Source organism: Caulobacter sp. DWP3-1-3b2, from assembly GCF_049896325.1.
GTDB lineage: Bacteria > Pseudomonadota > Alphaproteobacteria > Caulobacterales > Caulobacteraceae > Caulobacter.
Genome location: NZ_JAFCUB010000017.1, coordinates 33018 through 47301, shown reverse-complemented (window position 1 = coordinate 47301; position 14284 = coordinate 33018). Strand labels below are relative to the sequence as shown.

The 14284-nt window shown below is 65.6% G+C and carries 18 protein-coding genes; 14 read left to right on the top strand and 4 right to left on the bottom strand.

Going from position 1 to position 14284, the window contains the following annotated elements:
• Positions 1-53 precede the first annotated feature (53 nt).
• Positions 54-548 carry an HlyD family efflux transporter periplasmic adaptor subunit gene (locus ACP7AG_RS12525; RefSeq protein ID WP_426031148.1) on the top strand — a complete coding sequence of 165 codons (495 nt, stop codon included), beginning with the start codon at positions 54-56 and terminating at the stop codon, positions 546-548.
• Positions 545-1300: an imm11 family protein gene (locus tag ACP7AG_RS12520; protein ID WP_426031146.1), complete on the top strand. Its 756-nt coding sequence runs from the start codon at positions 545-547 to the stop codon at positions 1298-1300. Before ACP7AG_RS12525 ends, ACP7AG_RS12520 begins: the two co-directional genes overlap by 4 nt.
• Before the next feature lie 103 nt (positions 1301-1403).
• Here the strand turns inward: ACP7AG_RS12520 and ACP7AG_RS12515 are convergent, their stop codons facing one another.
• Together ACP7AG_RS12515 and xth are read right to left on the bottom strand one after the other, a co-directional pair.
• The gene (locus ACP7AG_RS12515) at positions 1404-2234 is read right to left on the bottom strand and encodes a hypothetical protein (RefSeq protein WP_426031144.1); all 831 of its coding nucleotides are present in this window, start codon (positions 2232-2234) and stop codon (positions 1404-1406) included.
• A gap of 44 nt (positions 2235-2278) precedes the next feature.
• Positions 2279-3073, bottom strand: a complete 795-nt coding sequence (gene xth / locus ACP7AG_RS12510; RefSeq protein ID WP_426031142.1) for an exodeoxyribonuclease III — start codon at positions 3071-3073, stop codon at positions 2279-2281.
• A 36-nt stretch (positions 3074-3109) separates the two neighbouring features.
• Between xth and ACP7AG_RS12505 the strand changes: the two genes are divergently transcribed.
• Positions 3110-3448 carry a hypothetical protein gene (locus ACP7AG_RS12505; RefSeq protein WP_426031140.1) on the top strand — a complete coding sequence of 113 codons (339 nt, stop codon included), beginning with the start codon at positions 3110-3112 and terminating at the stop codon, positions 3446-3448.
• Positions 3449-3455: 7 nt separating this feature from the next.
• Here ACP7AG_RS12505 and ACP7AG_RS12500 read toward each other — a convergent pair whose 3' ends face one another.
• Both ACP7AG_RS12500 and ACP7AG_RS12495 read right to left on the bottom strand, forming a co-directional pair.
• Positions 3456-3767: a hypothetical protein gene (locus ACP7AG_RS12500; RefSeq protein WP_426031138.1), complete on the bottom strand. Its 312-nt coding sequence runs from the start codon at positions 3765-3767 to the stop codon at positions 3456-3458.
• Positions 3768-3918: 151 nt separating this feature from the next.
• Positions 3919-4251 carry a HesB/IscA family protein gene (locus ACP7AG_RS12495; protein WP_426013350.1) on the bottom strand — a complete coding sequence of 111 codons (333 nt, stop codon included), beginning with the start codon at positions 4249-4251 and terminating at the stop codon, positions 3919-3921.
• A 78-nt stretch (positions 4252-4329) separates the two neighbouring features.
• Here ACP7AG_RS12495 and ACP7AG_RS12490 point away from each other — a divergent pair, with 78 nt between their 5' ends.
• The 11 genes from ACP7AG_RS12490 (at position 4330) to ACP7AG_RS12440 (ending at position 14208) form a co-directional block, all read left to right on the top strand.
• On the top strand, positions 4330-5514 hold the full coding sequence (locus ACP7AG_RS12490) for a deoxyguanosinetriphosphate triphosphohydrolase (protein ID WP_426031136.1): 1185 nt from the start codon (positions 4330-4332) through the stop codon (positions 5512-5514).
• A gap of 113 nt (positions 5515-5627) precedes the next feature.
• Positions 5628-6458, top strand: a complete 831-nt coding sequence (locus ACP7AG_RS12485) for an SPOR domain-containing protein (RefSeq protein WP_426031134.1) — start codon at positions 5628-5630, stop codon at positions 6456-6458.
• Between the two features lie 13 nt (positions 6459-6471).
• Positions 6472-7497, top strand: coding sequence for a beta-N-acetylhexosaminidase (nagZ, locus tag ACP7AG_RS12480; RefSeq protein ID WP_426031132.1), 1026 nt, complete (start codon positions 6472-6474; stop codon positions 7495-7497).
• Positions 7494-8318: a segregation and condensation protein A gene (locus ACP7AG_RS12475; protein WP_426013344.1), complete on the top strand. Its 825-nt coding sequence runs from the start codon at positions 7494-7496 to the stop codon at positions 8316-8318. The genes nagZ and ACP7AG_RS12475 overlap by 4 nt, the downstream gene beginning before the upstream one ends.
• 141 nt (positions 8319-8459) lie before the next feature.
• The gene (gene scpB / locus ACP7AG_RS12470) at positions 8460-9107 is read left to right on the top strand and encodes an SMC-Scp complex subunit ScpB (RefSeq protein ID WP_426031130.1); all 648 of its coding nucleotides are present in this window, start codon (positions 8460-8462) and stop codon (positions 9105-9107) included.
• Between the two features lie 112 nt (positions 9108-9219).
• The gene (locus ACP7AG_RS12465; protein WP_426013340.1) at positions 9220-9444 is read left to right on the top strand and encodes a twin-arginine translocase TatA/TatE family subunit; all 225 of its coding nucleotides are present in this window, start codon (positions 9220-9222) and stop codon (positions 9442-9444) included.
• Positions 9445-9579: 135 nt separating this feature from the next.
• Positions 9580-10191: a Sec-independent protein translocase protein TatB gene (gene tatB, locus ACP7AG_RS12460; protein WP_426013338.1), complete on the top strand. Its 612-nt coding sequence runs from the start codon at positions 9580-9582 to the stop codon at positions 10189-10191.
• Positions 10188-11090 (top strand): twin-arginine translocase subunit TatC, encoded by a 903-nt coding sequence (tatC, locus tag ACP7AG_RS12455; protein ID WP_426013337.1) that lies wholly within the window; start codon positions 10188-10190, stop codon positions 11088-11090. The genes tatB and tatC overlap by 4 nt, the downstream gene beginning before the upstream one ends.
• A 97-nt stretch (positions 11091-11187) precedes the next feature.
• Positions 11188-12642, top strand: a complete 1455-nt coding sequence (gene serS / locus ACP7AG_RS12450; protein WP_426031128.1) for a serine--tRNA ligase — start codon at positions 11188-11190, stop codon at positions 12640-12642.
• Positions 12643-12742: 100 nt separating this feature from the next.
• Positions 12743-13552: a 5'/3'-nucleotidase SurE gene (gene surE, locus ACP7AG_RS12445; protein WP_426013333.1), complete on the top strand. Its 810-nt coding sequence runs from the start codon at positions 12743-12745 to the stop codon at positions 13550-13552.
• The gene (locus ACP7AG_RS12440) at positions 13552-14208 is read left to right on the top strand and encodes a protein-L-isoaspartate(D-aspartate) O-methyltransferase (protein ID WP_426013783.1); all 657 of its coding nucleotides are present in this window, start codon (positions 13552-13554) and stop codon (positions 14206-14208) included. Before surE ends, ACP7AG_RS12440 begins: the two co-directional genes overlap by 1 nt.
• The last annotated feature ends 76 nt before the right edge of the window (positions 14209-14284 follow it).

Below are 14284 nucleotides of genomic sequence, written 5' to 3'. Positions count from 1 at the left end.
TCATTTTCCGCCACCGCCTTATCAGCCGCGAAGCCGTTGCGGAAAATGAGTGTGTGTCCCCAAAGGCTAGCGCCAGCGACAAGGCGGGTCTCACCGTGCTGACCGCGCCGCAGGACGGGGTGATCCAGCAGATGCAGGTCCACACCCTGAGCGGGGTGGTCAAGCCGGCCGACCCGCTGATGGTGTTGGTGCCCAAGGGCGGCGAGCTGATCATCGAGGCCCGCGTCCAGAACCGCGACGCCGGCTTCGTCCATGAAGGCCAGAGCGTCGAGATCAAGCTCGAAGCCTATCCGTTCACCCGCTACGGCATTGTGCACGGGGTGATCGAGCACATCGGCCGTGACGCCGTGCAGGATGAAAAGGAAGGCCTGGTCTTTCCCGCCCTCGTCAAGCTTACTCAACCTTGGATCATGATTGAGGGCCGCCGCCTGCCGCTGGCTCCGGGGTTGGCGGCCACGGTCGAGATCAAGACCGGTGAGCGGCGGATTATCGGGTTCCTGCTATCGCCCTTGGCGCGGCGGGTTAGGGAAGGAGGGCGAGAACGATGAAATCGCTGTTGCCGCTAAAACGATACAGCCAGATGGACCATGCCAATATGTCGAAGCTGACAGTGCCAGAAATGCTGGCCCAGGCGGTGCCCGGCGGAGAGAGCATCTTTCCCGCTACGAGCAAGGCCATGCCAAAACCTCCGCGCTTTCTTGAGATTTCTCGTAACTTTGATCGAGATTCTTCGCGGAAGGCGACGAGTCTTGAGCGAATTTCTACTCCTGACGACCAGGCTCCGTCATTTGGCGGCATAAATGGATCACGCGTTTCCCTATCTGAGGCGTCCGAAATGAGAGTGGAGTTCGTTGGAAACTCAAGTAACGCCCTCGATTACTATGACTGCTCAGGCTCAATATTTTTTGCGTCAGAAAAGTTAAAGCGATCCATTGAAAATGTGGACACTGGCGCTATGGAATTCCGCGAATTGAATATTATGAATAATGATCATCTTCACAATAAATACTATTTAGCAATGCCATTTAGAGAAATTTTTGGAGTCGATACTGAATTTACCGATGTCGTGGTGAGAAGCCATGAACTCATTCCCGGACGGTATTTAAATGTCCAATTTTACGGTGAGCGCCTAGTTTTGCGCTCAGATATTCCCAGTAGCGTGCATGTTTTTAAAGATTTGGCTTCACCATGGCAGTTTTGGTCGGTCGACCTAGTGCGTCATATACGTAACAACGAAGTAAAGGGTCTAAGTGCTCGCGATCCATCGCGACTTACATCTGAGTATGATGTGAAATTGTAGCCTTAGGAAATAGGGACACACACCCTTTAGAAGCGAGCCCCCAAAGCACCCTTGAGTGGGGCGCTCCACACCGATCGTCTCCAGGTCGCCGTTGCCTGCGCCCTCAGTCCTCCAGATCAAACGGCAACTCGTCCTGGTCGCCCCTGGGCGGGCGGGGCGTGGCCTTGGAGACCGGTTTATAGGGCTTGTCCATCACCAGAGGCGGCTCGTCGAGGTCGTCGTCCCAGGGCGCTTCAATCGGATCGGCGGTGGTGTCGATCTCGTCGAACAGCGGGGCGGTGGTCGTGGCGGCCACGGCCTCGTGCGCGGGCTGGTAGGGCTTGGGCGACGGGGCGGGTACGGGCCGAGCGATCTCCGGCTCGGCCGGCGGGCGCGACGGCCTGGCCGGCTGCAGTTGGGCCTTCGGGGCCAACGGCCGGCGGACGATGGCGTCGGCGCGCAGCAGCCAGCGGTTGGCTTCCTGGATGGCGTCGGCCGGTGAGCGGGTCTCGCGGCGCGCCTGGTCGCCGTCCAGCCACAGGTCGAGCTCGAAGTCGGGATGGCGCGGATCGTCGAAGATCAGTTTCAGCGTCACCTGTGCAGCCTGTTGGACGATCTGGTCGATGGCGCGGCGCTGCTCGCCCCGGAAAACGCGGCCGATAACCTGGCCATCCACCGCCAGTTCCGCGCCCATCAGCTCGTCGATGCGGTAGATCAGGCACCAGGCGCCGCTGTCCCAGGCCACGGCGGCCTGGTTGGTGGAGAAGTTGAAACCCGCCCCGCGACCGCGCCCCCGCGCGATGATCACCGTCTCCGGCGCGCCCTTCAGCACGTGGCGCAGGGACCGGCGGATGCGGCGGTCCTCGTCAATGAACCAGATCGCGGCGCTGCCCATGAACGTCACGGCCGAGGCCGAGATCGTCACCAACAGCATAAGACGCCAGAGTTCGCTCATGAGATCAGGCTAGCGAGAGTCCGGGTTTGGGAACAGGGCGAAGACTAGAGCGAAAGCTCGACCACGACCGGAACGTGGTCCGAAGGCTTCTCCTTGTCGCGCTCGTCGCGGTGGATCACCACGCCCTGAAGCTTGTCGGCGGCCTGGGGCGACAGCAGTAGGTGGTCGATGCGGATGCCCAGGTTTCGCGGCCAGGCGCCGGCCTGATAGTCCCAGAAGGTGTAGCCGTGCGGCGCGCCGTCGGCCTGCATATAGGCGTCGGTGAAGCCGAGGTTTTTCAGCGCGCGAAAGGCGCCCCGGCTTTCGGGACGAAATAGGGCGTCGTTCACCCAGGCCTCGGGGTTGGCGACGTCCTCGGGCTCGGGGATCACGTTGTAGTCGCCGGCGATAACCAGCGGCTCTTCCAAGGCCAGCAGGCGCTGGGCGTGGGCCTGAAGCCGGCGCATCCAGGCCAGCTTGTAGGTGAACTTCTCGGTATCGACCGGATTGCCGTTGGGCAGGTAGATGCCCGCTACGCGGAACGGCGTGGGCGCGCCGATCAGCGCTTCGATATAACGCGACTGCTCATCGACCTCGTCGTCGTCCTCGTTGCGGAAGGGCAGGCCGCGCCGCACATCCTCCATCGGATATTTCGAGAGCATGGCCACGCCGTTATAGGTCTTCTGGCCGTGGACCGCCACGTTGTAGCCCAGGCGTTCGAAGCCCTCGACGGGGAACTTCTCGTCGACGCACTTGATCTCCTGCAGCACGGCCACGTCGGGCGAGGCCGATTCGAACCACTCCAGCACTCTTTCCAGGCGGGCGTTGACGGAATTGACGTTCCAGGTGGCGATACGCATTGACGGCTCCAGTCGGCGGCGGGAAGGCTAGAGCCCATGGCGAGCACGCTCAAGTCGGGGTTCCAGATTTCACGACGCGGCCGACTCTTGCTGCTGGTTCTGGCGACCGTGACCTGCTGTGCCTTGGCCGTGGCCGGCGCCGTGGCCGCCGTCTTCACGCCGCTGGTTTTCGACGCCCCGGGCGCGCTGCTCAATCCCATGGCCTGGATCGGTTTCGTGCTGGGGGCGAGCTTCTGGATCGTTTGCCTGCTGGCGCCGCTGCGGGCCTGGATCGAATGGAAGCGCGGCCGCGAGCCGATCGCCTGGGCGGCCATGGCCGCGCCGCTGGCCTGGGGCGCGGCGGCGCTGGCGGTGTTGCAGTTCGTGCCGGCCTAGTGGGTCCTCAGCGCGGCGCCGCGCGAGAGGATCCCACGGCTTGTCCAGCCTGGAAGGCCGATAGCAGATTGGCTTGAACGCTCATAACGAGGGCGGCGGACGCCAGGATGGAGGTGATCATTGTGATGACCACGGTCCATCGCGTGGCCTTGTTGTCGGCCTTGCTTTCAGATCTCAAGGAATTCACCTGCGCGATAAGACCATGGTCGCCGGTGATGATCTCGCCCAGCCGGTCGATCTTACCGATGAGTTCGACGAAACGCGTCTCGCTGCGCGCCTCTGCGGCTTCCAGTCTGGCTTCCGTCTCTTCGCGCGTCATGGCGTTCATCTTGCGACCGGGGCGCCTTGGTTTCAATTGGCTTTTCGATGTGGCCATGCCCTTGCCCGAGATGGGACCGACCTAGCGTTTATGATTTGTTCCAAACTCATAGCGTCACCCGAAGCGGTTCGCAATCGCTTGAGTTGAAGTATTAGATCGAGAAGCTGACGCCGCAGCCGCAGCTGGACTTGGCGTTGGGATTGCGGACCCGGAACTCGGCCCCGGCCAGCTCATCGACGAAATCGATTTCCGAGCCCTTCAACAGGGCCAAGGAGATCACGTCGACCAGGGCCGCCGCCCCGTCGCGCTCGACCCGCAGGTCGTCGGCGTCGGCGGCGTTGACCAGGTCGAACCGATACTGGAAGCCCGAGCACCCGCCGCCGTCGACGGCGACGCGCAGCATCACCGGATGGCCTTCGGCCTCCGAGATCGTATGCAGCCGGCGGGCGGCGTTGGGAGAAAGCGTAACGGAGGTGTCGGTCATGGCTGTGGAAAACCCGTGCTTGACCTATATGAGGGTGTCCGCGCCCCAGGGAAAGGGGGCGATCAGCAAAGGCCGCTCATGTCGTCGTCTCCGTTCATCGTTCCGCGCGCCCCCTATGCCGAGGATCCGTCCAAGTCGCGGGGCCGTCGCTTCCCCGAGGACGAGAGCCGCACGCGCACGCCGTTCGCCCGCGACCGCGACCGCATCATCCACACCTCGGCCTTTCGCCGGCTGAAGGAAAAAACCCAGGTGTTCGTGGCCCACGAGGGCGACAATTTCCGCACCCGTCTAACCCACTCGCTGGAAGTAGCCCAGGTCGCGCGCTCGCTGGCCACGGCCCTCGGGCTCGACAGCGACCTGGCCGAGACCATCGCCCTGGGCCACGACATCGGCCACCCGCCTTTCGGCCACGCTGGCGAGGACGAGCTTCAGGCCAGGATGCAGCCCTATGGCGGCTTCGACCACAACGTCCAGACCTTCCGCGTCGTCACCGAGCTGGAGCGCCGCTATCCGGACTTCGACGGCCTGAACCTGACCTGGGAAACCCTGGAAGGGATCATCAAGCACAACGGCCCCGTCATTGATAAACTCGGCAAGCCGTCGTGGAAGGCGATCGCCGACTATGACGGCGCGTATAATTTGGGCCTCAACACCTGGGCTTCGGCCGAGGCCCAGGTCGCGGCCCTGGCCGACGACATCGCCTATAACAATCACGACGTCGATGACGGGGTCGAGGCGGGGCTGTTCACCTTGGACGAACTGATGGACGTGCCGTTGATCGGTCCGATCCTGGCGGCTGTGCGCAGCGAGCGTCCGGACCTGGACCTGCGCTTGACCCGCCTGGAGGCCGTGCGGCGGATGATCGGCGCCATGGTTGATGACGTGATGGGCGAGACGCTGCAGCGCGCCGGCGCGAGCGGCGTCCAGACCGCCGACGAGGTGCGGGGCTTGGACCATGCCCTGGTGGCCTTCTCGGCCGACATGGCCGAGGATTTGGCGCGGCTTCGTCAGTTCCTGCATGCCCGGATGTACCGTCATTGGCGCGTCAATCGGACTCGTAGCCAGGCGCGCCGTATTCTGGCCGAGATGTTCAGCCTGTTCTTGGCCGAGCCCGACGTTCTGCCGTCGGAATGGTTCGCCCGGTCGCAGAACTGCGACGAGGCCGGCCGCGCCCGCGTGGTCTGCGACTACATCGCGGGCATGACCGACCGTTTCGCCATCGAAGAGCACCGAAAACTGTTCCAGCTGGAAGTCTGGAACTAGCCCGGCGCCTGCTGACGGTTCTGCGTAAGCTCGGGCTTGGTTAGACTATCGAGCGCGCGCGTCTGATTCGCTGTCGGCGATCCGCGCGCTGGAATACTGGAGCTTCGACGCGAATGTCCGATCCCCACCGCGGCGCCTATACGCCGCCTACCGATGCGCCGCTCTCGTTCGACGCGCGCCAGCCGGTTCGCGGTTCGCGGCCCCTGCCCATGACCCTGATCCTCAGCGCCGTGGTCCTGGCCACCCTGGTGGTCGCGGTGCTGCTGATCTATCGCGGCGGAGTCCGGGGCGCCAATGAGCCGCCGCGCACGGTGGGCGAACCGGTGGCGTCGATCAAGACGACCCCGCCAGCCGGGGCCGCCCAGCCCACTGATCCGGCCTCCGGTCTGCAGATCTACAAGAACGAACAGGCCGAGCCTTCGCCGACCTTCGCCGCCGCCCCGGAAGCGCCGATGGCTCGTCCGGCCGCGCCGCCCCCGACCACGCCCGTGCAGGCCGCGACCCTGGCTCCGGCCAAGACCCCTCCGGTCGGCCCCAACGCGCCGGTCTCGGCGACGCCGGCCGCCAAGCCGAGCCGCGCGCCCAGCATCGAGAGCCTGGCCACGGCCGCCGTCGCGCCCAAGGCAGGGTCCGTCGCCGCAAGGCCGGTCCAAGCCGCGACAGCCAAGCCCGTCACCGCGCCGGCCACGATCACCGCAGCCGGCGGCCCGGCCAGCGTGCAGATCGGCGCCCTGTCCTCGACCGCCTTGGCAGACAAGGCCTGGTCCGACGCCGCACGCATTGCGCCCGGCATGGCGGCCGGCAAGGGCAAGCGGGTGGAAGCGATCGACAAGAACGGCGCGACCCTCTACCGCACCGCCGTCACCGGTTTCGCGAGCCGAGCCGAGGCCAAGGCCTTTTGCGACGCCCTGACCGCCGCCGGCAAATCCTGCTTCGTGAAGTAGGGGAGGCGCGCGCTTGGCCAGCTTTTCCGCCGCCATCCTCGGCTGTGCCGGGACCACCCTGACGGCGGAAGAAGCCGCCTTCTTCCGTGACGTGAAGCCCTGGGGCTTCATCCTGTTCAAGCGCAATATCGCCGATCCCGATCAGGTGCGAGCCCTGACCGCCGCCCTCCGCGAGACGGTGGGCCGCCCCGACGCCCCGATCCTGATCGACCAGGAGGGCGGCCGCGTCGCTCGTCTGGGCGCGCCGCACTGGAAGACGTATCCGCCGGGCCGGTCATACGGAGCGCTGGTGGCCAATGATCCGCTGGTGGCGCGTGAGATCACTCGCCTGGGCGCGCGACTGATCGCCCACGACCTGTTGTCGCTGGGCGTCAATGTCGATTGCGTGCCGGTGCTGGACGTGCCCGATCCGCTGGGCCATGAGATCATCGGCGACCGCGCCTATGGCGATACGCCCGAGCAGGTGGCCACCCTGGGCCGCGCCGCAGCCGAGGGCCTGCTGGCCGGCGGCGTGCTGCCGATCATCAAGCACATCCCCGGCCACGGCCGCGCCATGAGCGACAGTCACCTAGAGCTGCCGGTGGTCAAGGCCAAGCTGGCCGAGCTGGACTCCCGCGACTTCGCGCCGTTCCGCGTGTTGTCGGACATGCCGATGGCGATGACCGCCCACGTCGTCTACACGGCCATCGACCGCCGCCGTCCGGCCACCACGTCACGTAAGGCCATCAAGAAGATCATTCGGGAATCCATTGGCTTCGACGGACTTCTGATGAGCGACGACCTGTCGATGAAGGCCCTATCGGGCGACTTCAAGCAGCGGGCCAAGGACAGCCTGTCGGCCGGCTGCGACGTGGTTCTGCACTGCAATGGCGACATGGCCGAGATGCGGGCCGTGATGTCCGGCGTCGGTCGCCCGTCCACCAACGCCAAGCGCCGGATCCAGGCGGTGATGGGCCGGCTGGTCAAGGTTCCCGAGCCGCTGGACGTCGCCCAGGCCCGAGCCCGCTTCGACGCGGCCTTCAACGGCGAATTTGCGTGAACACGGGCTTCCAGCCCACGTTAGACTTCGAGGCCGCCGATCACGCGGCGGAGGACGGCGCGGCCCTGGTCATCGACATCGACGGCTACGAAGGCCCGCTGCACGTGCTGCTGGCCCTGGCGCGCAGCCAGAAGGTCGATCTGCTGCAGCTGTCGATCACCAAGCTGGCCGAGCAATATCTGGCCTTCGTGCAGCAGGCCCGCCGCGTGCGCTTCTCGCTGGCCGCCGACTATCTGGTGATGGCCGCCTGGCTGGCCTATCTCAAGTCCCGCCTGCTGCTGCCCAAGCCCGAACGCCCCAAGGCCGAGGAGCCGCCGGCCGAGGAGATGGCCGCCCAGCTGGCCTTCCGCCTGGCCAAGCTGGATGTCATGCGCCAGGCCGTCGAGGCGCTGAAGGACCGACCGCTGCTGAAGCGCGATGTCTTCATGCGCGGGGATCCGGAGGCTGTGAAGATCGTCTCCTCCACCCGCTTCGAGGGCGACCTCTACGCCCTGATGACCGCCTACATCACCCAGCGCAAACGCGAGCACGGCCGCCATTACGCTCCGCGCCCGCCCCAGGCCTATCCGCTGGAAGACGCCCGCGACCGCCTGCGCCGCCTGCTGCCCGAGATGCAGGACTGGACGACGCTGTCGGGCGTCGCGCCGGTCGATCGGTTCGAGCATGATCCCGAGGGGCCGAGCCCCGCCAGCTACCTGGCCTCGACCCTGGCGGCCAGCCTGGAGCTGGTGAAGGAGGGGATCCTGGAGGCCCGTCAGATGGAAGCATTCTCGGAGGTTTACCTGCGGACGCGGGCCGAGCCGTTGAAGGCCTTGGCGTGAGTGCGATCCGAAAAGTCCTCCCCCCGTGGGCCCCCGTGGGGGAGGCGGCGCGAAGGCGCCGGTGGGGGGAGTGATCCCACGCCGGCCGGCTCCCCCCTCCGTCGGCTTCGCCGACACCTCCTCCACAGGGGGAGGACTTAGATGCTCGACTCTCTCCTAACCCAACGCTGCATCGAGGCTCTGCTGTTCGCGGCTGCCGAGCCCCTGAGTTTCGACGACCTGGCCAAGCGCTTGCCCGAAGACGCGGACATCGGCGCGGCCTTGGCCGACCTGCACGCGCGCTATGCTGCCCGAGGTATCGAGCTGGTCCAGGTGGCCGGCCGCTGGCGGTTCCAGACCGCCACGGACCTGGCCTTCCTGATGACCGAGGAGCGCGAGGAGCCGCGCCGCCTGTCCAAGGCCGCCCAGGAGACCTTGGCGATCATCGCCTATCACCAGCCCGTCACCCGGGCCGAGATCGAGGCCGTGCGCGGCGTCCAGGCCAGCCGCGGCACCCTGGACGTCTTGCTGGAGTTGGGCCTCGTGAAGATGCGGGGCCGTCGGCGTTCGCCGGGCCGGCCCGTGACCTTCGGCACCACGGACGCCTTCCTTGAGCATTATGGATTGGCGAATCTGGCTGACCTGCCGGGCATCGCCGAGATGCGGGCCGCAGGCCTGCTGTCACTGGACCTGCCGCCCGGCTTCTCGGTGCCCGACCCCATGGGCGTGCGTCCCGGCGAGGACGAAGACCCACTCGACCACGGCGACGAAGCGCCGGAATTCGCGCAGGATTTCCTAGGGGAAAGCTGACGGTCCGATTGGATTAGCTCCCCGCCTCGCGACCGCCTATATTGTCTGAAATATTGTGGTATGGCGTGCGGACGGCCCGTAGGGCCGCGTACGCGAAGGAGCACCAGCGATCATGGGTAGTTTGAGCATCTGGCATTGGCTGATCCTGGCCGCCATCGTCGCGATCTTCTTTGCGCGTCCCGGCAAGCTGTCGGGCATCATGGGCGACGCCGCCAAGGGCATCCGCGCCTTCAAGGACGGCCTGAAGGACGAGACCTCCGACGAGGTTGCGGCCAACAAGGCCACCGGCGCGCTGCCGCGCACCGAGGCCGAGAAGGAAGACCTGCGCAAGTCGTAGTCGATTTCCGGCGTGGCGCGACCCGCGTCGCCGCCATGTCGTCGCTCTCGCCTCGCGTTCGCGCGCGCTTTTCTTTGACACAGTCGCGGAGGCCGGGCTTTCCCCAGGCCGAAAACCGCTCTAAGGCCGGCGGCTATGCTTCCTGATATCGGTGGATCCGAACTGCTTGTCATCGCCGCGGTCGCCCTGATCGTGGTCGGGCCGAAGGACTTGCCCATCCTGATGCGCAAGATCGGGCAATTTCTCGCCAAGATGCGCGGCATGGCCTCCGAGTTTCGCGCCAGTTTCGACGAGATGGCTCGCCAGTCGGAACTCGACGAACTGCGCAAGGAGGTCCAGGCCATGCGCTCGGGCCAATATACCCAGCCCTTCAAGGACGCCGCCGAAGCCGCCCGCGACGTGGGCCTGACCGAGACCTTCGCCGAGATCGACGCCAGCCTGGCTAGCGGGACGATGCAACCCTATCCAGGCGCCGCAGCGCCGCTGTCGCCACCGCCCGAACCGGAGCTGATCGAAGCGCCCAAGCCGAGAGCGGTGAAGCCTAGGGCCTTGGCCAAGAGCGCGCCCAAGCCGACCGTCGAGATCAAGGCCAAGGCGGTCAAGGCCGCCGCCAGCGCCGCGCCAAAGCGCGCATCGGCCAAGGCCGTGGCCAAGGCGGCTCCGGCCAGGTCGGCGAAAGCCTCCACCGAGATCACCGCGCCCAAGCGGCCCCGCGCGCCCGTCAAGACATCGGATAACGCCTCGTGAGCCAAGCCATCGGACACGACCCTGACGACTCCGAGATCGAGGCCTCGCGCGCCCCCCTGCTGGAGCATCTGGTCGAGCTGCGTACCCGCCTGATCATCTGCGTCGGCGCGCTGATCGTCGGCTTCGTCGCCTGTTTTGCCTTTGCCGGTAAGATCTTCCTGTTCCTGATCCATCCATTCGTGGTGGCCGAGACCCTGCGCACCGTGCAGCGGGCGGGCTCGCATCACGGGCCGTTCGACCTGCTGCTGGCCCTGACCGGCATCAAGCCGGTGCCCAAGGGCGCGATCATTCCCGACATCGCCCTGCAGGCCACCGCGCCGCTGGAGCAACTGTTCGCCAACATGAAGCTGGCGGCGTTCGGGGCGATCATTCTGACCTTCCCGATCATCGCCTGGCAGCTGTATCGCTTCGTCGCGCCGGGGCTGTATCGCAAGGAGCGCCACGCGTTCCTGCCGTTTCTGATCGCCTCGCCGGTGCTGTTCATGATGGGCGCGGCGCTGGTCTACTACATCATGCTGCCGTTCGTGTTGTGGTTCTCGCTGAACCAGCAGATCACGGGCGAGGGCGTCAAGGTGCTGCTGCAGCCCAAGGTGTCGGAATATCTGAGCCTGGTGACGACCCTGCTGCTGGCCTTTGGCTTGTCTTTCCAGCTGCCGGTGGTGTTGACCCTGGCCGGGCTGGCCGGGTTGGTCAGTTCCAAGCTGCTGCGCACCGGCCGGCGCTACGCCATCGTTGGCGTGTTCCTGATCGCCGCCATCGTCACCCCGCCCGATCCCATCAGCCAGATCACCTTGGCGATCCCGCTGTGCCTGCTCTACGAGGTGTCGATCTGGTGTGTATGGCTGATCGAACGGCGGCGGGCGAAGGACGAGGCGGGTACGGACGTGGTGGCGGTCTAACCGCTCTTCCTGCCTTGCGGGCGGGAAGAGTGTTGGCGCCCCCGCCGACGCGCCTTAGAGAGGTCGTTTCTTAACGACCTGCTTCCGAGCGTTTCCGATGCACGACATCAAGGCCATCCGCGACAATCCCGAACCCTTCGAAGCCGCCTGGTCTGCCAAGGGCCGCTCGGGCGCGGCCGCCGAGGCGGTGGCGCTGGACGCTCAACTGCGGGCCGCGCAGAGGACGCTGCAAGAGGCCCAGGCCAAGCGCAACGACAGCTCCAAGCTGATCGGCATGGCCAAGGCCAGGAAGGACGAGGCCGAGGCCGGGCGCCTGATGGCCGAGGTCGAGACGCTGAAGGGCGTGATGGCTGAAGCCGGCGGACGGGAAGGGATTGCTCTTCAACAACTGACGGATTTGCTGGCGGCCCTGCCCAACATCCCTGCCGAGGGTGTGCCGGCGGGCGAGGACGAGGCGGGCAATGTCGAGATCCGCCGCTGGGGCGACGCCGCCAAGCTGCCAGCCGGCCGCCTGAACAATCCTAAGGACCACGTCGATCTCGGCGCGGCCCTCGGCGGCATGGACTTCGAAGCCGCCGCCCGCATGAGCGGCGCGCGCTTCGTGGTGCTGAAGGGGCAGATCGCTCGACTGGAACGGGCGCTGGGTCAGTTCATGCTGGATATGCAGACTGTGCAGCACGGCTACATCGAAGTGTCACCGCCGCTTCTTGTGAAATCGAATGCGCTTTTTGGCACGGGCCAACTGCCGAAGTTTGAAGAGGATTTATTTTCCACTCACGGGAATTTCGCCACTGAAGTGAAAGTTCTCAAAAAATCGTTCGAATTGGAAGCGTTGGGCGACATCGAGGTCGATGATGATGATGTCGCGCTAGCCGCAGAAATTCAGAAATACCTGGATAAGGTCTCTGCGCGGCAGCTCGCAACGAGCTATGCCGATACACGTCACTTCCTCATCCCCACCGCCGAAGTCTCCCTGACCAACATCGTCCGCGAGCAGATCACCGACGAGGCCGAGCTGCCGCTGCGGATGACCGCCCTGACCCCGTCGTTCCGCTCGGAAGCCGGGGCCAGCGGTCGCGACACGCGTGGCATGATACGCCAGCATCAGTTCTACAAGGTCGAGCTGGTGTCGATCACCACGCCCGACCAGTCCGACGATGAGCACGAGCGCATGGTCGGTTGCGCCGAGGCGGTGCTGAAGGCGCTGGAGCTGCCGTTCCGCACCATGCTGCTGTGCGCCGGCGACATGGGCTTCGGCGCGCGCAAGACCTATGACCTCGAGGTCTGGTTGCCATCGCAAAACATCTATCGCGAGATCAGCTCGTGCTCCAACTGCGGTGACTTCCAGGCCCGCCGCATGGACGCCCGCTTCAAGAAGGCCGGCGAGAAGGGCACGCAATACGTCCACACCCTGAACGGCTCGGGCCTGGCGGTTGGCCGCACCCTGGTGGCCGTGCTGGAGAACTATCAGGACGAGACGGGGCGGATCACCGTGCCGGAGGTGCTGGTGCCGTACATGGGTGGGGTGACACATATTGGGGGCGCTCAATGATTCCGCTCATCCCGGCGAATACCGGGACCCAGATCCATCCTGAGCGGTTCGCGGGCTTCACCGGGGTCCCGGCATTCGCCGGGATGAGCGGTTTGTAGGAATGCGCATCCTGCTCACCAACGACGACGGCATTCACGCCCCGGGTCTCGAAAGCCTGGAGCGCATCGCGCGCGTGCTGTCGGACGACATCTGGATCTGCGCTCCGGAATACGAGCAGTCCGGCGCCGGCCGGGCCCTGACCCTGTCGGACCCCATCCGCGTGCGCCGCATCGACCCGCGCCGCTTCGCCGTCGAGGGTACGCCGACCGACTGCGTGTCGATGGCCGTGCAGCAGTTGATCGAGGGCGCCAAGCCGGATCTGGTGCTGTCGGGCGTCAACCGCGGCCAGAACCTGGCCGAGGATGTCACCCTGTCGGGCACCGTGGCCGCCGCCATCGAGGGCATGAGCCACGGCATCCGCTCGATCGCCCTGTCCCAGGCCATGACCTATTTTCACGACGAGGTCCTGGCCCACTGGGAGACCGCCGAGCATTTCGGGCCAGGCATCATCCAGCGCCTGCTGGAGATCGGCTGGCCCACCGACGTCATCATGAATGTCAACTTCCCCGCTGTTGCTCCCGAAAGCGTCACCGAGGTGGAGGTCACTCGTCAGGGCTTCCGCGACTCGCACATGCGGAGCATGGAAAAGCGGACCGACCTGCGCGGTCGCGACTATTACTGGACCGGCTTCGTCTCAACGCCGTCCGTCCCGGTGGAGGGCACCGACCTGAAAGCCGTCTATGAGGGCCGCATCTCGGTGACGCCGCTGCATATCGACCTGACCCACAACGTCACCGTCGCGGCGATGAAGGGCCTGCTTGGCGGTTCGCCGCCGAAACGAGAGTTGACCCCGGCGGAAATGGGCGCGTGATGGTTCAGGCCAAGACCGACACGCCCGAGGCGCGACTGAAGACCCTGATGGCCGCCTTGCGCGCCCAGGGCGTCACCGATCCCGCCGTGCTGACGGCCATCGAAAAGACGCCGCGCGACCTGTTCACGCCCGACCTGTTCAAGGAACGGTCGTGGGAAGACTCGGCCCTGCCGATCGCCTGCGGCCAGACCATCAGCCAGCCCTTCATCGTCGGCCTGATGACCCAGGCCCTGACGCTTGAGCCCCGCTGCCGGGTACTGGAGATCGGCACCGGCTCCGGCTATCAGACCGCCGTGCTCAGCCGCGTTTCGCGCCTGGTTTATACGATCGAGCGCTACCGAACCCTGATGAAGGAGGCCGAGGCGCGCTTCGCGGTGCTCGGCCTGACCAATGTCATCACGAAATTTGGGGATGGATGGGACGGTTGGCCCAAGCAGGCTCCGTTTGACCGTATTCTGGTCACGGCCGCCGCTCAAGATGAGCCCGAGACTCTGCTGGCTCAACTGAAGCCCCAGGGCGTCCTGGTGGCGCCGGTGGGCAAGGGGCCGGTGCAGAGCCTTCGCCGCTATGCCGGCGACGGTAAGGGGGGCTTCACCGTTGAAGTCCTGTGCGATGTGCGTTTCGTCCCGATCCTGGACGGCGTCGCCCGCGAATAGCGCGGGGCGATGGTGTCGGGTTCTCGGCGCGGCGCGTGATGTTTAATGGTTGGTTTACCCTTGCGGCGGCGACTGA